We start from the raw sequence: 20,775 nt of genomic DNA on the forward strand, positions 1-20,775 counted from the left end.
TTCCTAGGACGAATGCACCTTTAACGTAGGTGATTTCTCGAAATTTCGACGAAGTGTCTGGTAAGCTGGCGCCAATTCGCTGGCGCCCTCGCCAGACTGTGTAGCAACCGCCTCAGCGCCTCATATAAAAACCAAATATAACCGTGCAGTCTTTTCGGGATACAACCATGGTTGGTATTACCCCCACACCCAAAATCAAGAACCTCGACAAGCTGCTGATGCATTGCCAGCGCCGGCGTCATGCGGCCAAGAGCAACATCATCTGCGCCGGGGATCGCTCCGACACGCTGTACTTCATCATTCGCGGTTCGGTCACGATCCTGATCGAGGATGACGACGGCCGCGAAATGATCATCGCGTACCTGAATGCCGGGGACTTCTTCGGTGAGCTGGGTCTTTTCGAAGAGGCCGGCCAGGAGCAACAGCGCAGCGCCTGGGTGCGGGCCAAGGTTGAATGCGAAGTCGCGGAAATCAGCTACGCCAAGTTCCGCGAATTGTCGCAGCAGGATCCAGACATTCTTTACGTCCTCAGCGGACAAATCGCACAACGCCTGCGCAACACCACTCGCAAGGTCGGAGACCTGGCGTTCTTCGACGTCACCGGCCGTGTCGCTCGCTGTTTGCTGGAGCTGTGCAAACAACCGGACGCGATGACCCACCCCGATGGCATGCAGATCAAAGTGACCCGTCAGGAGATCGGCCGGATTGTCGGTTGTTCACGGGAGATGGTCGGCCGCGTCCTCAAGGATCTGGAAGAACGCAACCTGGTGGATGTGAAAGGCAAGACCATGGTGGTCTTCGGTACTCGCTGAATTCCAAAGCTCAGTCGGCGTAGATCTGCGCCAGCATCAAACGAAAGAGCTCATCAAGACGCGCCAGTGCATGGGGCGCCGGGAATTTCTCATGCAGAGCGATGTGGCTGGCGGCACGAACCCGCTGCTCCAGACCACACGCTTCGTTGAAGCGGTTGACCGCCGCCACCATCGACTCACGCTCGTCCTCCACCAGCATCGCGCCGTGCACCAACCCCACCGGACGCTGACCGCCCTGACTCTGACGCCAGCGCTGGGCGGTGCCGACCATCTTGCGACCGTCGAGATTGACGTTGAAGCGCCCATCGCAGAACGCCCCGTCGATTTCACCCAACGACGAAGTGCCACCCAACTCGTCCAGCAACTCGCAGATCGGATCGCATAACCGCCGGTAAGCGGTTTCGATGCGGTTCAGATCGCCTTCGCTGCGAGGCGGTGCGTAGACCAGTGCAATGTTGATGGTGGAAGCCGATTGCGGAACAGGTTCGCCGCCGGTTTCACGCAACAGCACCGGCCAACCGGCAGCAGCGGAGACTTCGCAGGCGTGATCGAATCCTGGGAGGCGATTCAGGCGGCGCGGCATGACCAAAGCACGGTCGCTGGGTTGCCAAAAAAGCAGACCAGATTCGGCATCACCAGCGCAGACCGAGGCCAGAAGATCCTGTTCGGCTTGCAGGCCGGCTTCGATGGTCAGGGAAGTTGGAGTCATCAAGGTATCCACCAGACAGTTAAATCTGTAGAGCTTTCAATGCCGTCATCGCGAGCAGGCTCGCTCCCACATTGGAATGAGTTTCCCTGTGGGAGCGAGCCTGCTCGCGATTGGGTCCGACTCGGTCTACCGAAACTCAGTCGAGGGTCGAACCACTCACCGGAACGCCGCGCTCCGGGAAGAACAGACGCTGCAGTTCGATGCCCGGGCTTTCGGCGCGCATGAACGCTTCGCCGACCAGGAACGCGTAAACATCGCTGATTTCCATCAGTTCGACATCGGCACGATTGAGGATCCCGCTCTCGGTGACCACCAGCCGATCGCGCGGAATGCGTGGCAGCAGGTCGAGGGTGGTTTCCAAACTGACATCAAAGGTGTGCAGATTGCGGTTGTTGACCCCGACCAGTGGCGTGTCGAGGGTTTTCAACGCGCGCTCCAGCTCGTCGCCGTCGTGCACTTCCACCAATACGTCGAGACCGACGTCTTTGGCGACTGACGCCAGTTCAGCCATTTTCACGTCATCCAGCGCAGCGACGATCAATAACACGCAATCGGCGCCAAGGGCACGGGCTTCGACGATCTGATACGGATCGATCATGAAGTCCTTGCGGATCACCGGCAGCGAGCACGCCGCGCGGGCCTGTTGCAGGTAAACATCGGCGCCCTGAAAGTAGTCGATATCGGTCAGCACCGACAGGCAGGTCGCCCCGCCCTTCTCGTAGCTTTTGGCGATGTCGGCGGGAACGAAGTTCTCGCGGATCACGCCCTTGCTCGGCGACGCCTTCTTGATTTCGGCGATCACGGCCGGTTGTTTCTTCTTGGCCTGCGCCAGCAGTGCCTGGGCAAAACCACGGGGTGCATCGGCCGCCTTGGCCAGACTTTCCAGCTCGCTCAGGCTCACACGGGTGCTACGCTCGGCGACTTCCTGAACCTTGCGGGCCAGAATGTTTTCCAGAACCGTCGGTACACTCATCCCTCATTCTCCACTTTGAATACCGCGGTAAAGGCACCCAACTCCTCGAGTTTCTCCCGAGCAAGACCGGTGTGCAGAGCGTCGTGGGCCAGTGCCACGCCCTCTTTCAGACTTGTTGCCAGGTCGGCGGCGTACAGCGCCGCGCCGGCATTGAGCACGATCATTTCGGCAGCCTTCTGACCGTTCTCGGTCTTGCGCTTGCCCAGTGCATCGCGGATCAGCGCCAGCGAGGCTTCCGGGCCTTCGACCGACAGACCGTGCAGGCTCTGGCTCTTCATGCCCAGATCTTCCGGTTCGACCCAATATTCGGTGATTTGATCGTCCTTCAACTCGGCAACAAAGGTCGGTGCCGCCAGACTGAATTCGTCCAGACCATCCTTCGAATGCACCACCAGCACGTGTTTACTGCCAAGACGCTGCAAGACTTCAGCCAACGGCCGGCACAGCGCAGGCGTGAACACGCCCACCACCTGATGTTTCACACCGGCCGGATTCGTAAGCGGGCCGAGCATGTTGAACAAGGTACGCAGGCCGAGATCGCGACGCGGGCCGGCAGCGTACTTCATGGCTTTGTGGTGAGTCTGGGCAAACATGAAACCGATGCCGACGTTGTCGATGCAGCGCGCCACTTGAACCGGGGTCAGGTTGAGGTAGATGCCGGCGGCTTCCAGCAGATCAGCGCTGCCGCTCTTGCCCGACACCGCACGGTTACCGTGTTTGGCCACGGTGCAGCCCGCCGCCGCCACCACAAAGGACGATGCGGTCGACACGTTGAAAATATTCGCGCCGTCACCGCCGGTGCCGACCACATCAACCACGCCGTCGAGAGTCTTGAGTTCGACCTTGTCCGCCAGCTCGCGCATCACCGATACGGCGCCGACGATTTCGTCGATGCTTTCGCTCTTCATGCGCATGGCCATCATGAACGCGCCGATCTGCGCGTCCGTGCATTGGCCGGTCATGATTTCGCGCATCACGTCGCGCATTTCATCGGTGCTGAGGTCGAGGTGATCGACGATACGGCTCAGGGCTGTCTTGATATTCATGGAAAGTCCTTAGCGCGTGCCGCCGGTTTGTTTGAGGAAGTTGGCGAACAGTTCATGGCCCTGTTCGGTGAGGATCGATTCCGGGTGGAACTGTACGCCCTCGATGTTCAGGGTCTTGTGACGCAGACCCATGATTTCGTCGACCGAACCGTCATCGTGCTGGGTCCACGCGGTCAGCTCCAGGCAATCGGGCAACGTTTCGTGTTTGACGATCAGGGAATGATAGCGAGTGACGGTCAGCGGACGGTTCAGACCGGCAAACACACCCTTGTCCTCGTGGAATACCGGGCTAGTCTTACCGTGCATCACCTGGCGGGCGCGGACGACGTCGCCGCCAAAGGCCTGGCCGATCGATTGGTGGCCGAGGCAGACGCCGAGGATCGGCAGTTTGCCGGCAAAGTGCTTGATGGCTTCGATGGAAATGCCGGCTTCGGTCGGCGTACACGGGCCTGGGGATACAACGATCCGCTCAGGGTTGAGCGCTTCGATTTCGGCGATTGTCAGTTCGTCGTTGCGCACCACTTTGACCTCGGCACCCAGCTCGCCGAGGTATTGCACAACGTTGTAAGTAAAGGAGTCGTAGTTGTCGATCATCAGCAACATGGCGTTTCGAACCTCTTGAATTCTGACTTGAAGACAGCCTTCGGATGACTTGCCAGGGCGCTGCACACTGCCGGACGCGCAGGTCGCATCGGCACAGCGGCATTTCAAACGGGCAAGGAAGGCAAAGCGATACAGATCCGGCGGGGCCGGCAGAAAAGATTCAGGCGCGCCAACGCCAGCGGGCGTGTGCCTTGATGACTTGATCCAGAAGTTTGCTGGTGATCAACACGGGGAAGGTCTCGTTCATACGTTTCGGCACAGTAACTTAGCTGGGCGGAGCGTGCAATATGGCCGGGGCCGTGGGGACTAAAACAATGGGAGGGTTGACGACCGATGGCAAAACGCCGGAAGTTTTTGGTACTGTCGTTTCGTTCACTACAACAATAAATAAACGGACTTGCTCATGATCAAACAGACGTTGTTTGTACCGCTCGCCGGATGCCTGCTCGCGATGGCCTGCGCCCAGGCGAACGCCGCACCCAATCCTTATTCGAATTTCGTGGTCTTCGGCGACAGCCTTAGTGATGCGGGGACTTTCACCGACAGCGGCGGCCCGGCCGGCGCCACCGAACGCTACACCAACCGCACGGGCCCGAACTATCAGGACGGCAGCGGTGAGTTCTACTCACTCAACGCCACGCAATTGCTCGGTGGCCGTCTCGGCTTCACCCCGGACCAGACCGCCTCCTCGTCCTCAGCGGTACGTGCCGGCCAAGGCCAGCCGGACGGTAACAACTGGGCTGTGGGCGGCTACCGCACCGACCAGATTCTCGACTCGATCACCAGCCAGTCCGCCACTGGCGAACGCACCCGCGCCGGTTATCTGCCGTCGAACGGTTTCCGCGCCGACCCGAATGCCCTCTATTACCTGACCGGGGGCGGCAACGATTTCCTCCAGGGCCGCGTCACCAGTCTCCCTCAGGCGAATGCCGCCGCCGATCGACTGGTCGACAGCGTACGCACACTGCAAGGTGCCGGCGCCCGTTACATCATGGTCTGGCTGTTGCCGGACATCGGCCTGACACCGGCTATCAACGGCTCGCCGCTGCAAGCCTTCACCTCGCAACTCAGCGCCCAGTTCAATACCGAACTGGTCAGCCAGTTGCAGAGCGTCAACGCCAACGTCATTCCGCTGAACGTTCCGGTTCTGCTCAAAGAGGCATTCGCCAATCCGGCGCAGTTCGGCCTGGCCACTGACCAGAATCTGGTCGGTACCTGCTTCAGCGGCAGCGGCTGCACCGAGAACGCCCGATACGGGATCAACAGCGCCACCCCGGATCCGACGAAGCTGATCTACAACGACGCCGTCCACCCGACCGAAGCCGGGCAGCGCCTGATTGCCGATTACGCTTACTCGCTGCTGGCCGCGCCATGGGAAGCGACCCTGTTGCCGCAAATGGCTCAAGGCACCTTGCGCTCGCATCAGGATGAGCTGCGCAACCAGTGGCTGGCGGATTGGGAAAACTGGCAGGCCGTTGGCCAATGGCGGGCAATTGTCGCCGGCGGTGGCCAGCATCAGGATTTCGACAGCCAGAGCAGCGGCGCCAGCGCCGACGGCAACGGTTACAACCTGAACATCGGCGGCAGCTACCGTCTCAACGACGCGTGGCGCGTGGGCGTGGCGGCGGGTTTCTACAACCAGAAACTCGAGGCCGGCGACAACGACTCGGACTACAAGCTGAACACTTATCTGGGCACCGCGTTCGCCCAGTACCAGCAGAACCGCTGGTGGGGTGACGCCGCCGTGACCGCCGGGCATCTGGATTACGACAGCCTCAAACGCAAATTCCAGCTGGGGGTCAACGAGCGCGGCGAGAAAGGCGATACCGACGGTTATGTGCTGGCCTTCAGCGGACGCGTGGGTTACGACATTGCGCCGCAAGCGAGCAGCCCATGGCATCTGTCGCCGTTCGTCAGTGCCGACTTTGCCAAGGTTGAAGTCGATGGTTATTCGGAAAACGGCGCCGACTCCACCGCACTGACGTTCGATGACCAGTCGCGCATCTCCCGCCGTCTCGGCCTCGGGATTCAGGGCAAGTATCAGATCACCTCGCAGACCCAGGTGTTCGGCGAATTCGCCCATGAGCGCGAGTACAACGACGACACCCAAAATGTGACGATGAATCTCAACAGCCTGCCGAACAACCGCTACACCCTGGCCGGCTATACCCCTCAAACCAACCTGAACCGCCTGAATCTAGGCGTGAGCCACAACCTCACCAAGGACCTGGCATTGCGCGCCAGCTACGACATCCGCAAGGATGACGACTTCACCCAGCAAGGGATCAACGTCGGCGTAGCACTCGACTTCTGATTCGCAGGCCATAAAAAACGCGGTGCCCTCACAGGCGCCGCGTTTTTTTATGGCTGAATCATCAATCACTCAGTCCGGGGTTTGCTCGGCCAGCGCAACAGCGCGGAACATCGCCCGACGCTTGTTGATGGTTTCTTCCCACTCCAGCGCCGGCACCGAGTCGGCGACGATACCGCCACCGGCCTGCACGTGCAGTTCGCCGTTCTTGATCACGGCGGTACGGATCGCAATCGCGGTGTCCATGTTGCCGTTCCAGGCGAAGTAGCCGACCGCACCGCCATACACACCACGCTTGACCGGCTCCAGCTCGTCGATGATTTCCATCGCGCGGATCTTCGGTGCGCCGGACAAGGTACCCGCCGGCAGGATCGCCCGTAGTGCGTCCATCGCCGTCAGCCCGGTTTTCAACTGACCGGTCACGTTGGACACGATGTGCATCACGTTGGAATAACGCTCGATGACCATCTTCTCGGTGAGCTTCACCGAACCGATTTCCGAAACGCGACCGGTGTCGTTGCGTCCGAGGTCGATCAGCATCAGGTGCTCGGCAATCTCCTTGTCGTCCGACAGCAGGTCTTCTTCCAGCGCCACGTCGGCCTCTTCGGTGGCCCCGCGAGGACGGGTGCCGGCAATCGGGCGCACGGTGATCAGGTTGTCTTCGACCCGCACCAGCACTTCCGGCGAACTGCCGACGACGTGGAAATCGCCGAAGTTGAAGAAGTACATGTACGGCGTCGGGTTGAAGCAACGCAGTGCGCGGTACAGATCGATCGGCGCCGCCTTGAAGTCGATCGACATGCGCTGGGACGGCACGACCTGCATGCAGTCACCGGCGAGGATGTATTCCTTGATGGTGTCGACGGCTTTTTCGTAGTCGTCCTGGGTGAAACTGGAGCGGAACACCGGCTCGGCCGCCTGCTGCTTGCTGAAATCCAGGCCACGGCGCGGGGTGATCGGCTGACGCAGTTTTTCCAGCAGTTGCTGCAATTGCGCCTGGCCCTGCTCGTAGGCATCGGCCTGCGCCGGATCGGCCAGCACGATCGCGTGCATCTTGCCGGCGAGGTTGTCGAACACCACCACCGCATCGGAAACCATCAGCAGGATGTCCGGCACGCCCAGCGGATCCGGGTTCGGGCATTTGCCGAGGCGCTTCTCTACATAACGCACACAGTCGTAACCGAAGTAACCCACCAGACCGCCGTTGAAACGCGGCAGACCGGCGATGGTCGGCACGTTGTAGCGGGCCTTGAAGGTTTCAACGAAAGCCAACGGGTCTTCGACGTCGTGGCTTTCGGTCTCGACGCCATCGACGGTGATGCTGACGTGATGATCGTGAACCCGCAGCACCGTGCGGCACGGCAGGCCGATGATCGAGTAACGACCCCATTTCTCGCCGCCCTGCACCGATTCGAGCAGGTAGGAATTGGGCTGGTCGGCCAGTTTCAGGTAGATCGACAGCGGCGTGTCGAAGTCGGCCAGGGTTTCACAGGCCAGCGGGATGCGGTTGTAGCCGTCAGCGGCCAGACGCAGGAATTCTTCGCGAATCATAGGGTGCCTCGTGGTGTGAGGTGCAAATCAGTCAGGTGTGCAAACGCGCCGGCAGGCCGGCCAGGAACAAGTCAGGCGCGCCAACGCCAGCGGGCCAGGGCCTTGATGACTTTCATCCAGAGTTTGCGGGTGACCACCACGATGGCGTTTCCAGAAGGGGATTGAGAAGCGTCGGGCAACGTTATCTCAGCGGCCGTATCCAGGCAACCGGGAATTAGCTTGCGCAGATCGTCGATCACCAGCGCTGGGGATTCCTCGGCAATCGGCCGGCCATGGTTGTAGCCGTAACTCAACGCAACACATTTGACCCCCGCCGCTTTCGCCGCCAGCACGTCGCTGCGCGAATCGCCGACGAACAGCGATTGCGAGGCCGGAATGCCGGACATCTTCATGACGAAGAACAGCGCCGCCGGGTCGGGCTTCTTCTGCGGCAGGGTGTCGCCGCCGATGATCCACTTGAAGTAGCGGCCGATCTTCATCTGATCCAGCAGCGGCGCGACGAAGCGCTCCGGCTTGTTGGTGATCAGCGCCATGGCCACGCCCTGCTTGTGCAGCCATTTCAGAGTGTCGCGCACGCCGGGATAGACCACGGTCAGCTCATGGCTGGCGCCGTAGGCTTCCATGAAAACCTCCAGCGCATGCTCGGCTTCGACGTCATCCACGGCGGAATGATCGATGCCGCCGGCCAAAGCGCGGCGCACCAGCACCGGCGCACCGTTGCCGACCCACTCGCGCACCGACTCGATACCGGCAGGCTTGCGCCCGAGGGAGAGCAGCATGTTATCCACAGCCGCCGCCAGGTCTGGTACCGAATCGATCAGCGTGCCATCCAGATCGAACATCACCAACCGCGGCAGTTGCCCCGGGAACAGCTGCTCAAAACCGCTCATGGGCGAGCCAGCGCCAGTTCGGAACGCATCTTGTCGATGACTTCTTGATAGTTCGGCGCATTGAAGATCGCCGAGCCGGCCACGAAGGTGTCGGCGCCAGCGGCAGCGATTTCACGGATGTTGTTGACGTTGACGCCGCCGTCGATTTCCAGGCGGATGTCACGGCCCGAAGCATCGATGATCGCGCGCGCTTCGCGCAGCTTCTCGAGGGTGCCGGGGATGAATTTCTGCCCGCCGAAGCCCGGGTTGACGCTCATCAGCAAGACCATGTCGACCTTGTCGATCACGTACTTGAGCACATCCAGCGGAGTCGCCGGATTGAACACCAGGCCGGATTTGCAGCCGCCCTCACGGATCAGTTGCAGCGAACGATCGACGTGCAGCGTGGCTTCCGGGTGGAAGGTGATGTAGGTGGCGCCGGCCTCGATGAAATCGCCGACGATGCGATCCACCGGGCTGACCATCAGGTGCGCGTCGATCGGCGCGGTCACGCCGTACTTGCGCAGCGCGGCGCAGACCATCGGGCCGATGGTCAGGTTCGGTACGTAGTGGTTGTCCATGACATCGAAGTGGACGAAGTCGGCACCGGCGGCCAGTACGTTGTCCACTTCCTCGCCGAGGCGGGCGAAGTCGGCGGAGAGAATCGACGGAGCAATAACGAAGGGCTGCATGACGCACCTTTTCTGAGCTAAATCACGATGGCGCGCATTGTATACCTCAAGTTTCCGCGCGCGCACCGTGACCGCGATGATTGGGTTGTGCCATGACCGGCGGCCGCCAGATTCTCAGTAGGCCGCCCGGTAGATCTTCTCGATGTCGGCGGCGCTGAGCTTGCGCGGGTTGTTGCGCATCAGACGCTCGATCCCCGCGGCCTCTACGGCCATGGCCGGGATCGCTTCTTCGGGCACGCCGAAACTGCGCAAACCCAGCGGGATTTCTACCGCCGCGCACAGTTCGGTCATCGCAGCGACGGCGCTGTCGGCCGCTTCATTGAGACTCAGATGAGCGGTCTTTACCCCCATGGCTTCGGCAATATCCTGCATCCGTTCGACGCAGGCCATCTTGTTCCAGGTCATCACATACGGCAGCAACAGCGCATTACTGACGCCGTGGGCAATGTTGAAGCGCCCGCCCAGCGGATACGCCAGCGCATGCACCGCGCCGACCCCGGCGTTGCCGAACGCCATGCCGGCCATCAGGCTGGCGGTGGCCATGTCTTCCCGGGCCTGCAGGTTGGACGGATTGGCGTAGGCCTTGGGCAATGAGCGAGCGATCAACTTGATCGCGCCGATGGCCAGCGAATCAGTGATCGGCGAGGCATTCAGCGACAAGTAGGATTCGATGCCATGCACCAGCGCGTCGACGCCACTGGCGGCGGTGACACTGCGCGGGCAGGTCAGGGTCATCTGCGGGCTGACCAGCGCCACATCCGGCAACAAATAATCGCTGACGATGCCCTTCTTCAGTTGGGCGACCTTGTCCGAAAGAATGGCGACATTGGTCACTTCGGAACCGGTGCCGGCCGTGGTCGGGATGGCGATCAGCGGCGGGCCCTTGCGCGGCACCTGATCGACGCCGAACAGATCCTCCAGCGCGCCGTGATAACCGGCATACGCCGCGACGCTCTTGGCGATGTCGATGGCACTGCCGCCGCCGAGACCGATCAGCCCGTCATGCCCGCCCTCTCGGTAGACACGCATGCAATCCTCGACAATGGCGATTTCCGGATCCGGCAGCACCCGGTCGAAGATTTCGTACTCGCGCTCGCCGATCTGCGCCAGCGCCAGCTCCACCGTGCCGGATTTCACCAGCGCGGCATCGGTGACGATCAGCGGGTTGTCGATGTCCAGCCGCGTGAGCTCGGCCGCCAGTTGCTCGATGGCCCCGGCGCCGGTGATCAGTTTGTGAGCGATCTTGAACGAGGAAAGACTCATCGTGCGCAGCCTCTTATAGATGTGGGAGCTGAGCACAAGCGTAGCTGGGGAATTCGGGTTGTCTGTCATTCAGCGCATGAATGATCAGAGCAGCACTTGTGGGAGCGAGCTTGCTCGCGAAGGCGGCGTCACATGTGTAATCTGTATCGCCTGACACATCGCTTTCGCGAGCAAGCTCGCTCCCACAGGTTTTGGTGGCGGACTCTTAGACCTGAGCAGTACGCAGCTTCTCACTCCGCCCACGCAACCACTCCAGCGTCAGCAACAGAATCACCGAGAAGGCAATCAGCAGCGTTGCAGCCGCCGCAATAGTCGGACTCAGGTTCTCGCGAATCCCGCTGAACATCTGCCGTGGCAACGTCGCCTGCTCAGGACCTGCGAGAAACAACGTCACCACCACTTCATCGAACGAAGTCGCAAAGGCAAACAGCGCCCCGGAAATCACCCCCGGCGCAATCAGCGGCAAGGTCACCCGACGGAATGTCACCAGCGGCGAGGCACCGAGACTGGCCGCCGCCCGCACCAGATTGTGGTTGAAGCCCTGCAACGTCGCCGACACCGTGATGATCACGAACGGCACACCGAGCACCGCGTGCACCACGATCAGCGAGAAGAAACTGTTGCCCAGCCCCAGCGGCGCGAAGAACAGGTAACTGGCCACACCGATGATCACCACCGGCACCACCATCGGCGAAATCACCAGCGCCATCACCAGCGGCTTGCCGGGGAAGTCGCCACGGGTCAGGCCGATGGCCGCCAGCGTGCCGAACACCATCGCCAGCACGGTCGCGGCCGGGGCGACGATGATGCTGTTCTTCAGCGAGCGCATCCATTCCGCCGAAGCGAAGAAGTCCTGATACCAGTGCAGCGAAAAGCCCTGCAGCGGGTACACCAGGAAACTGCCCGAGTTGAACGACAGCGGCACGATCACCAGCACCGGCAGGATAAGGAACAACAGGATCAAGCCGCAGAGAATCCGCAAGCTGTAGAACCACACCCGCTCGACGGGCGACATATAAGGACTCAGCATTTCAAATTCCCCTTAGCTTAGGCGCAGGCGACTGGCGCCCACCAGCCAGCTGTAGATCAGATAAAGCACCACGGTCGCCAGCAGCAACAGCCCGCCGAGCGCGGTGGCCATGCCCCAGTTGATGCTGGTGTTGGTGTAGAACGCGACGAAGTAGCTGACCATCTGATCGTTCGGGCTGCCCAGCAGCGCCGGGGTGATGTAGTAGCCGATGGCGAGGATGAACACCAACAGGCAACCGGCGCCGACACCGGCGTAGGTCTGCGGGAAGTACACCCGCCAGAAACTGGCGAACGGATGGCAGCCGAGGGAAATCGCGGCGCGCATGTACGTCGGCGAGATGCCTTTCATCACGCTGTAGATCGGCAGGATCATGAACGGCAGCAGGATGTGCACCATCGAGATGTAAACCCCGGTGCGGTTGAACACCAGCTCCAGCGGTTTATCGATGATGCCCATCGCCATCAGCGCGCTGTTGATCAATCCGCCGGATTGCAGCAACACGATCCACGCGGCGACTCGCACCAGAATCGACGTCCAGAACGGCAGCAGCACCAGAATCATCAGCAGGTTGCTTTGACGCGACGGCAGGTTGGCCAGCAGGTACGCCAGCGGATAGGCCAGTACCAGGCAGATCACGGTGATGATCAGGCCCATCCAGAAAGTCCGGGCGAAGATATCGAGGTAGATCGCCTGATCCGGGGTGGCCGGGGCAATTTCGCCGAGGTCGTCGATGCGGTGATCCACCGCCGCCAACAGATAGAACGGGGTGATGCTGCTGGTGTTGCGCTTCACCGCTTGCCAGTAGGCCGGATCGCCCCAACGCTCGTCGAGGCCCTCCAGCGCTTCTTTATAAGAGGCCGGTTCGCTGGCAAACGGCAACGAGCGGGCGGTTTTGGTCAGCAGGCTGCGATAGCCGGCCAACTCCATGTTCAGGCGCTTGGACAGATCGCCCAGGGTCTGGTTTTTGCGCGCTTCGGCGAGGTCTTCGCTGGCGGCTTTATAGACCGGTTCTGCGGGCAGGCCTCGACCGTCCCACGCAGCAATTGCGGTCACGGTGCGCGGCATGCCGCCGACCACTTCCGGGTTGCCGACGCTTTTATAGAGCAGCGCCACGATCGGCACCAGGAACACCAGCAACAGAAACAGCACCAGCGGCGCGATCAGCGCCTGGGCCTTCCAGCGGTTGACCCGCTCGGCGTGCTTGAGCCGCTGCTTCAAGGTGGGGCTGTTGCCCTCGTTCAGGGGAACGGCGATGGCCATGACGTACTCCGCAAATCTTTGATCGTTACAGAGGTGGCAAGCCACCTCGAACTTTTAATGTGGGAGCGGGCTTGCTCGCGAAGGCGGCGTGTCAGTCGACATCAAGGTGAATGTGCTGACGCTTTCGCGAGCAAGCCCGCTCCCACAGGAGGGCGAGCCCTCTGGTTACTTCGCAGCCCAGGAATTGAAGCGCTGCTCCAGTTGCTCGCCGTTGTCAGCCCAGAAGCTGACGTCGATCTGCACCTGGTTGGCGATGTTTTCCGGGGTGGTCGGCATGTCTTTCAGGATTGCCTTGTCCAGCAACGGCACTGCCTGAGAGTTGGCCGGGCCGTAGGCGATGTTTTCCGAGTAGGTCTTCTGCTGCTGCGGCTGCACCGAGAACGCGATGAATTTCTTCGCCGCTTCTGCACGCTTGGCGTCCAGGCCTTTCGGAATGGCCCAGGCGTCGAAGTCATAGATACCGCCGTTCCACACCACTTTCAGGTTGGACTCTTTCTGCACGGCAGCAATACGACCGTTGTAGGCCGAGCTCATGACCACGTCACCGGAAGCGAGGTATTGCGGCGGCTGGGCGCCGGCTTCCCACCACTGGATGTTCGGTTTCAGCTCATCCAGTTTCTTGAACGCGCGATCCTGACCGCCCTTGCTGGCCAGTTCCTTGTACACGTCTTTGGGCGCAACGCCGTCGGCCATCAGTGCAAATTCGAGGGTGTACTTGGCGCCTTTACGCAGGCCACGCTTGCCCGGGAATTTCTTGGTGTCCCAGAAATCCGCCCAACTGGTCGGTGCGGTTTTCAGCTTGTCGGCGTTGTAGGCCAGCACGGTCGACCACACGAAGAAGCCCACGCCGCACGGCTGGATCGCGCCTTTGACGTAGTCTTCGGACTTGCCGAACAGTGCAGGATCCAGTTGTTCGAACATGTCTTCGTCGCAGCCACGGGACAGTTCCGGCGATTCAACCTCTACCAGATCCCAGGACACGCTCTTGGTGTCGACCATGGCTTTGACCTTGGCCATCTCACCGTTGTACTCGCCGGCGACGATCTTGCCGTTGCCCGCCGCTTCCCACGGTGCATAGAAGGCTTTGACTTGCGCCGCCTTGTTCGCCCCGCCAAACGACACCACGGTCAGATCCGGCCCAGCGGCCATTGCGCTTGCCGCACCCATCAGGCCCAGGGTCAGGGCTGTGAACTTCAGGGATCTCAACATTTATTGTTCTCTCCACGTGCAGGGTTGGTGTTGGTATTGCCGGGGCGCTTAATGCGCCTCTAAAAGTGGGTCGAGCGCGCGAACGTGCTCGACCTGCCAGCCAAGCGGAACCACGTCACCGACCGCGAGCGCAGGATCGAGCTCGGCAATCGGTTGTTTCACGAAGAAGTCGGTCTTGCCGCAGACTTCCAGGCGCACCCGGACGTGGTCGCCCAGATAGATGAATTCGGCCACCCGCCCGGAGAAGCGGTTGACGCATTGGTCGCTCGAACCGTTGAGGCTGACGCGCTCCGGACGAATCGACAGGGTGACCGGTTCGCCGGTCTGGCCGATGTTGACCGCCAGCGCCTCGACCTTTTCTCCGCGTCCCAGCTCGACCACACAGCGCTCGCCGTTCTGGCTGAGCAGGCGACCGTTGAGGCGGTTGTTCTCGCCGATGAAGTTGGCGACGAAGGTGTTTTTCGGTTCTTCGTAGAGGGTACGCGGCGGAGCGATCTGCTGGATCTCGCCCTGGTGGAACACAGCAACGCGGTCGGACATGGTCAGGGCTTCGCCCTGGTCGTGGGTCACGTAAACCACGGTCACGCCGAGGCGCTGGTGCAGGTGTTTGATTTCCATCTGCATGTGCTCACGCAGTTGTTTGTCGAGAGCACCCAAAGGTTCGTCCATCAGCACCAGTTGCGGCTCGAACACCAGTGCGCGGGCCAGCGCCACACGCTGTTGCTGACCGCCGGACAGTTGCGCCGGGTAACGCGATGCGAAGGCATCGAGCTGGACCATGCTCAGGACTTTCTTGACCTTGTCGCTGACGTCGCTCTTGTTCAGGCCACGCACGGTCAGCGGGAACGCCAGGTTCTCGGCGACGGTCATGTGCGGAAACAGCGCGTAGTTCTGGAACACCATGCCGATGTCGCGCTTGTGCGGCGGCACGTTGTTGATCGCCCGCCCGGCCAGGAGGATTTCACCGGCGGTCGGGGTTTCGAAACCGGCGAGCATCATCAGGCTGGTGGTCTTGCCCGAGCCGGACGGCCCGAGCAAGGTGAGGAATTCGCCCTTGCGAATGTCCAGGTTGAGGTCTTTGACGATCAGGTTCTCGCCGTCGTAGCTCTTCTGCACTCCACGAAAGCTGACCAGCACATCGCTGGCCCCTGCGTTTGATTCGACCTGGCTCATACCCACACCTTTGTTATTGATGACTGCTGTGGGATTAAGCCTAGTGGCTGCTCGCAGTCACGCAAATCGGGGCGCAGGAGAGAATCGCCTCAGCCGGATGGAAGGCCGGGGGTAGGGATTGCCCTACAAGGATGGCGTTAATGGATAAAGCAGTGGCGAGCGCTGAGCTGCAAGCTTCAATAACAAGCAGAAGCGCGTGTCGCTAACAGATATGCCCAATATCGCAGGATCGATGAAGAAACCTGTGGGAGCGAGCTTGCTCGCGAAAGCGGTGTGTCAGTCGCCATCTTTTCTGTCTGCCACGGCCTCTTCGCGAGCAAGCTCGCTCCCACAGTGGATAGAGGTGTGGTTCAGAGAAGTTTGTGCTCCATCGCGTACTTCACCAGCTCGGCGAGCGAAGTGATGTTGAGTTTCTGCATCAGCCGCGCCTTGTGGGTGCTGATGGTCTTGCTGCTCAAGGCCAGTTGCTGGGCGATGTCATTGACGTTGGCACCCTGGGCCAGGCGTTCGAACACCGAGAACTCGCGCTCCGAAAGCAACGAGTGCAGCGGCCGCGCATCGGTCAGGCCGACTTCGAAAACCATGCGGTCGGCCAGCTCCGGATCGATGTAGCGCCCGCCGGCCGCGACCTTGCGAATCGCCGTCAGCAGCAACGCCGGATCGCTGTCCTTGGTGGCATACCCGGCGGCGCCGACCTTCAGCGCCCGGGCGGCCATCTGCGCTTCGTCGTGCATCGACAGCACCAGAATCGCCGGTGGATGGTTCAGCGCGCGGATCCGCGGAATCGCTTCGAGCCCGTTGACGCCGGGCATCGAGATATCCAGCAGCACCACTTCGCAGGGCACGTTGCGCAGGGTTTCCAGCAACTGCTCGCCATTGCTCGCCTCCCCCACCACTTGCAGATCCTTGGCCAGGCCGATCAATTGCTTGATGCCTTCGCGAACGATGGTGTGGTCTTCGGCTACGAGTACACGGATCACTTACTTCTCCTCATCCAGTGGCACCCGCACGCTCAGTGTGGTGCCCTCGCCCGGCTCGCTGTCGAGTGACAGCTGCCCGCCCATGATTAACACCCGCTCGCGCATGCCCACCAGTCCGAAGGATGTCGGCCTGCCGGCAGCGGCGACAAATCCTACGCCATCATCGCTGACCGTCAGACACAATTCGTCGCCTTCCTGCGCCAACGTCAGTTCCACAGTATGCGCCTGGGCATGGCGCATGACGTTGGTCAGCGCCTCCTGAAGAATGCGGAACAGGCCGATGGCCTTGGCGTCGCTGAGCGGCGCAAGATTGTCCGGCACCTGCACCAGACACGGAATCTGCGTGCGCGCCTCGAACCGCCGCGCCTGCCACTCGATCGCCGAAGCGATCCCGGCATCGAGGATCGGCGGGCGCAATGCCGTCGCCACATCCCGCACCAGCTGGAACAACTGGGCAATCAAACGCTTCATGCTGTTCAGCCGTTCGTTCAGACCCGGGTCGAGTTGCGCGTAGGCCAGTTCGCACATCGACGTCTCCAGTTTCAGCACCGTCAGCATCTGTCCCAGCTCATCGTGAACCTCGCGGGCAATCCGCGCCTTTTCTTCTTCCCGCACGCTTTCCAGATGCGCCGACAACTCGCGCAGTTGCTCGCGGGAGGCCGCCAGCTCCAGTTCGATGCGTTTGCTTTCGGTGATGTCCCAGACAATGCCGTCCCAGACATAGGCGCCGCCCTCCAGCTGACGGGTGATGGCCTTGATCTCGGCCCAGCGCTGCTCGCCCTGGCGCGTGAGAATCCGGCCCTGCCACGACCAGTCGCTGTCGGTGTCCAGCGCCTGGTCCTGGGTCTGGTGATAAGCGGCCCGGTCATCCGGATGCACCAGGCTGCGCAGGCCCATGTCGCGATGGGCGATGGCGGCCGGCGCGTAGCCGACCAGACTTTCGCTGCCCTCGCTGATGTAGGCAAAGTCGATCTGCCCGGTCACCGGTGCGCGCTCGAGACGGAACACCAGCCCCGGTACATTGGCCGCGATGCCTTGCAGCCGCGCCTCGCTTTCCTGCAACGCAGCCAGGGCACGACGACGCTCGGTGACATCGGTGAGATAAACCACCAGGTACTCGCCATCGCGAAAACGCAGGAAGCTCAGCGACACGTCCGCTGGCAGCACACTGCCATCGGCGCGCACACAGTTGGTTTCAAAACTCAGCGGCCCTTCTTCGCTGGCCCGGGCGCGTTTCCACAAATTGAGCCAGCGATCCATGTGCAGGTCCGGTTCGAAGTCGATCAACGGCCGGTCGATGATGGCGCCCTGTGGATAACCGAGCATGTTTTCTGCCGCACGATTGGCGTAGCGCACATGGCTATCCCAATTGACCCAGAGAATGCCGACGGTGCTCTGATCAATGGAAAACTGGGTCAGACGCAGGGCTTCTTCGCTGGCGGCGCGCAGGGCGATGTCTTCCCGCGCATCGAGCAGGCGTTGCTCAAGACTGCGTTGCTGGCGGCGTTGCCAGAACACAATCGCCACGCAACTGAGCAGCAACACCGCGAACAACAGACTCAGGTTCTGCCAGAAGCCCGGTGATTCTGAGAGCCGTGGATATTTGGGTTGCAGCCATTGAGCATGCAGGCGCTCCAGATCCTTGGCCGGAATTGCGCGCAGGGCGTTCTCGACGATTCCGGCCAGCTCCGGCCAGTCACGACGGGTGCCGATGCGCAGCAGTTGCGGCAAACCGATGTCACCGACCACCACCAAACCGGCAAACTCCGGCTCCGCCGACAGCCGACCGAGCTGCGCCTCATCAACCACCGCGTAGGACGCCTGTTGACTCAGCAACAGTTGCAGCGCCTGACGCTCCATCGGTACGCCTTGCAGATTCAGGTGGGGATAGTTGCCGCGCAGGTAATCGGCGGTGACGCCGGGCATGCGCACGGCGACGCGGGTCTGGCTGTCGAGTTTTTCCAGCTCCACGGTCGCGCTGCTCCTCTGGTCGCTGACCACCAGTTGCGGCACGCGCATGTACGGGTCGGAGAACTGCCACAGACGCAGTCCGCCCGGGGTCTGGGTCAGGCCCGGAGCGATGTCGATTTCGCCGTCCCGGGCAGCGGTCTCGAGTTGTGCCAGATCCTGAAAATTGCGCCAGCTCAGCTCGACATTCAGTGCCTTGGCCAATGCCTTCATCACTTCGACGTTGGCCCCCGACAGCCGCTGCAAGCGCCGGTCGTATTGCGCGTACGGCGCCTGCAACACCAGACCGACGCGCAGTTCATTGTGCTGCGCGAGCCACTGCTGTTCGCTCGCCGACAACCGTGCGAGGTGACTCGGTGGCGCAGGCGCCGCCCAGCCCATCAAGGGAAACGCCAGACAGCCGATAACCCACAGGCAGCAAAAACGCATCATTGAAGTCTCATACACTGACAAATTCTGACCAACCCATTAGGCTGCCGGGATAACTTCTGGCCTGGAATAACCGATGCCCCCTGTCTATCGCCTGGCAATGCCAGCATTGTGCCTGTCGCTGATCCTGCCTTGTGCGTTTTCCGTCGAAGCCGCGGATCCGGCACCCGCCCCCGCCGCAGAAAAAGCCGCCGAAGAAAAACCGGTCGAACGCCAGCCACTGCTTGAGCGTAGTCAGGAAGAAGCCGCAGCACTCGAACGCAAGGTTCCGGCCCAGGAACAACAGCAACTGCAAGCGGGCAGCGACACCTTCCTCGCCCTGTGGAAACCGGCCAACACCGCCGAACCCAAAGGCGCGGTGATCCTCATTCCCGGCGCCGGCGAAACCGCCGACTGGCCCCAGGCGATCGGCCCGTTGCGCCGCAAGTTGCCGGACGTCGAGTGGAGCAGCCTGAGTATCACCCTGCCCGACCTGCAAAGCGATGCCATCGCACCGCGCGTGGTCGAAGCACCCGCCGCAGCGAAAACCGCTGACCCCGGCAGCAAGGATTCGACCACTGCCGAGCCGATCGAACAAGCCGCCGGTGGCGAAGCCGATGTGGCCGATAAGGTCGTTGCAGAAACCTCCGAGGAACAGTCCAAGGCCGACGCCGAGCGAATTTTCGCCCGCATCGACGCCGCGCTGGCCTACGCCGAACAACAGAGCGCGCGCAGCATCGTCGTCCTCGGCCATGGCACTGGCGCCTACTGGGCGGCGCGCTACATGAGCGAGAGGCAGAACTCGCAGATCGAGAAGCTGATGCTGGTGGCCGCGCAGACCCCGACCAAGGCACAACCGCAACTGGTGGAACTGACGCCGACCCTGAAGCTGTCGACTGTGGATATTTTCTACATGGATAAACCGCTGGATCGCAATGCGGCGCTGGAGCGCATGCAGGCGAGCAAGCGACTGAAGACCTCCGCGTTCAGTCAGGTCGCACTCAAGGCCTTGCCGGACAACAAGGCCGAGCAGGAACAATTGTTCCGCCGGGTGCGGGGCTGGTTGAATCCGCAGAGCCCGGACTAAAATTCCGGACCGTCAAAACGCAGACAAAAAAGTCGCAGCCCGACGCTGCGATTTTTTTATGCCTAACGAAAATCCCGCCGTTCGCGAATCAACGTGTAGGCATTGTGCAATTCGCGGGTCCTCTCGGTGGCATCGCGCACCTGCGCCGGCGTGGCGCCCGTCCCGGCCACCTTGTCCGGGTGATGCCGGCTGAGCAGACGTCGATAGGCACGTTTGATCTGCGCCGGTTCGCTGGTGGCCGATACGCCGAGCAGGCGCATCGCCTCCTGATAGCTGACCGCCGCGCTAACGATCGGACGCTTGTGCGGCTCGTAGTCCGCCGCCAGCGCCTGGATCTGGTGCGTCGTCCAGCCCAGCCACTTGCCCCACTGCCCCAGCAATTCCCGCTCGCTGACACCGGCCCGACCATCGGCCCAGACCATCCGCCAGCAGGCGCGCAACACGCCTTCGGCCGCATGGGGTTGAGCACTCAAGCGACGCAGATAACCGCGCAGATTATCGTTGCCGGACTTGCCGCGATTGAACGCGGCAATCGCCCGGCGCTGTGCCGGCTCGCTCATTTCCAGCGAGCGCATCTCCTGACGCGCCTGCTGGATGTGACCGTCCGTGACCCGCCCGTCGCTCTTGGCCAGACGCCCGAGCAACACGAACAACAGTTCGTCGTTGCGCAGCATCGGCCTACCACCGAGTTTTTCACGCAAATGCCCCCAGCTCTGCAAATGCAGGCGCCGATCCAGCGCCTGCCCCAACAAAGCACCAAGCATGGCCCCCGGAATGCTGGCGATAGCAAAACCCGCTCCGGCTCCAATCAGAGTCCCTGGCCACAACATA

At 61.5% G+C, this 20,775-nt stretch carries 18 protein-coding genes; 3 read left to right on the forward strand and 15 right to left on the reverse strand.

The window, feature by feature from the left end:
• Positions 1-167 precede the first annotated feature (167 nt).
• Positions 168-812: a cAMP-activated global transcriptional regulator CRP gene (gene crp / locus CAF63_RS21035; RefSeq protein ID WP_011336190.1), complete on the forward strand. Its 645-nt coding sequence runs from the start codon at positions 168-170 to the stop codon at positions 810-812.
• A gap of 10 nt (positions 813-822) precedes the next feature.
• Here crp and CAF63_RS21040 read toward each other — a convergent pair whose 3' ends face one another.
• The 4 genes from CAF63_RS21040 to CAF63_RS21055 form a co-directional block, all read right to left on the reverse strand.
• Positions 823-1,521 carry a biotin/lipoate A/B protein ligase family protein gene (locus CAF63_RS21040; RefSeq protein WP_085688435.1) on the reverse strand — a complete coding sequence of 233 codons (699 nt, stop codon included), beginning with the start codon at positions 1,519-1,521 and terminating at the stop codon, positions 823-825.
• A gap of 136 nt (positions 1,522-1,657) precedes the next feature.
• Positions 1,658-2,494 (reverse strand): indole-3-glycerol phosphate synthase TrpC, encoded by an 837-nt coding sequence (gene trpC, locus CAF63_RS21045; protein ID WP_085688437.1) that lies wholly within the window; start codon positions 2,492-2,494, stop codon positions 1,658-1,660.
• The gene (gene trpD / locus CAF63_RS21050; RefSeq protein WP_039768098.1) at positions 2,491-3,540 is read right to left on the reverse strand and encodes an anthranilate phosphoribosyltransferase; all 1,050 of its coding nucleotides are present in this window, start codon (positions 3,538-3,540) and stop codon (positions 2,491-2,493) included. Before trpD ends, trpC begins: the two co-directional genes overlap by 4 nt.
• A 9-nt stretch (positions 3,541-3,549) precedes the next feature.
• Positions 3,550-4,143, reverse strand: coding sequence for an aminodeoxychorismate/anthranilate synthase component II (locus CAF63_RS21055; protein WP_007956309.1), 594 nt, complete (start codon positions 4,141-4,143; stop codon positions 3,550-3,552).
• A gap of 403 nt (positions 4,144-4,546) precedes the next feature.
• On the opposite strand from CAF63_RS21055, the gene estP reads away from it, so the two are divergent.
• Entirely contained in the window at positions 4,547-6,457 is a 1,911-nt protein-coding gene (gene estP / locus CAF63_RS21060) for an esterase EstP (RefSeq protein WP_085688439.1), read from the forward strand.
• A 69-nt stretch (positions 6,458-6,526) separates the two neighbouring features.
• Here estP and trpE read toward each other — a convergent pair whose 3' ends face one another.
• The 10 genes from trpE to CAF63_RS21110 all read right to left on the reverse strand — a co-directional run bounded on the left by trpE (position 6,527) and on the right by CAF63_RS21110 (position 18,881).
• Positions 6,527-8,005: an anthranilate synthase component I gene (trpE, locus tag CAF63_RS21065; RefSeq protein WP_085688441.1), complete on the reverse strand. Its 1,479-nt coding sequence runs from the start codon at positions 8,003-8,005 to the stop codon at positions 6,527-6,529.
• Positions 8,006-8,076: 71 nt separating this feature from the next.
• Positions 8,077-8,895, reverse strand: a complete 819-nt coding sequence (locus CAF63_RS21070; RefSeq protein WP_085688443.1) for a phosphoglycolate phosphatase — start codon at positions 8,893-8,895, stop codon at positions 8,077-8,079.
• The gene (rpe, locus tag CAF63_RS21075) at positions 8,892-9,566 is read right to left on the reverse strand and encodes a ribulose-phosphate 3-epimerase (RefSeq protein WP_085688445.1); all 675 of its coding nucleotides are present in this window, start codon (positions 9,564-9,566) and stop codon (positions 8,892-8,894) included. The genes CAF63_RS21070 and rpe overlap by 4 nt, the downstream gene beginning before the upstream one ends.
• Positions 9,567-9,680: 114 nt before the next feature.
• Complete coding sequence (locus tag CAF63_RS21080) at positions 9,681-10,829, reverse strand: iron-containing alcohol dehydrogenase (RefSeq protein ID WP_085688447.1); 1,149 nt, start codon at positions 10,827-10,829, stop codon at positions 9,681-9,683.
• 205 nt (positions 10,830-11,034) lie between these two features.
• Positions 11,035-11,859, reverse strand: coding sequence for an ABC transporter permease (locus CAF63_RS21085; RefSeq protein WP_085688449.1), 825 nt, complete (start codon positions 11,857-11,859; stop codon positions 11,035-11,037).
• Positions 11,860-11,871: 12 nt separating this feature from the next.
• The gene (locus CAF63_RS21090) at positions 11,872-13,119 is read right to left on the reverse strand and encodes an ABC transporter permease (RefSeq protein WP_007959935.1); all 1,248 of its coding nucleotides are present in this window, start codon (positions 13,117-13,119) and stop codon (positions 11,872-11,874) included.
• A 165-nt stretch (positions 13,120-13,284) separates the two neighbouring features.
• Positions 13,285-14,328 carry an ABC transporter substrate-binding protein gene (locus CAF63_RS21095; RefSeq protein WP_007959933.1) on the reverse strand — a complete coding sequence of 348 codons (1,044 nt, stop codon included), beginning with the start codon at positions 14,326-14,328 and terminating at the stop codon, positions 13,285-13,287.
• Between the two features lie 48 nt (positions 14,329-14,376).
• Positions 14,377-15,501: an ABC transporter ATP-binding protein gene (locus CAF63_RS21100; protein WP_007959931.1), complete on the reverse strand. Its 1,125-nt coding sequence runs from the start codon at positions 15,499-15,501 to the stop codon at positions 14,377-14,379.
• A 350-nt stretch (positions 15,502-15,851) separates the two neighbouring features.
• Entirely contained in the window at positions 15,852-16,481 is a 630-nt protein-coding gene (locus CAF63_RS21105) for a response regulator transcription factor (protein WP_007959929.1), read from the reverse strand.
• Positions 16,482-18,881, reverse strand: a complete 2,400-nt coding sequence (locus tag CAF63_RS21110; protein ID WP_085688451.1) for a PAS domain S-box protein — start codon at positions 18,879-18,881, stop codon at positions 16,482-16,484. It abuts the gene before it with no gap.
• 73 nt (positions 18,882-18,954) lie between these two features.
• Here CAF63_RS21110 and CAF63_RS21115 point away from each other — a divergent pair, with 73 nt between their 5' ends.
• On the forward strand, positions 18,955-19,944 hold the full coding sequence (locus CAF63_RS21115; protein ID WP_085688452.1) for an alpha/beta hydrolase family protein: 990 nt from the start codon (positions 18,955-18,957) through the stop codon (positions 19,942-19,944).
• 62 nt (positions 19,945-20,006) lie between these two features.
• Here the strand turns inward: CAF63_RS21115 and CAF63_RS21120 are convergent, their stop codons facing one another.
• Positions 20,007-20,774 (reverse strand): TerB family tellurite resistance protein, encoded by a 768-nt coding sequence (locus CAF63_RS21120; protein WP_085688454.1) that lies wholly within the window; start codon positions 20,772-20,774, stop codon positions 20,007-20,009.
• Position 20,775 lies beyond the last annotated feature (1 nt).

Source organism: Pseudomonas sp. B20(2017), assembly GCF_002113125.1.
Lineage (GTDB): Bacteria > Pseudomonadota > Gammaproteobacteria > Pseudomonadales > Pseudomonadaceae > Aquipseudomonas.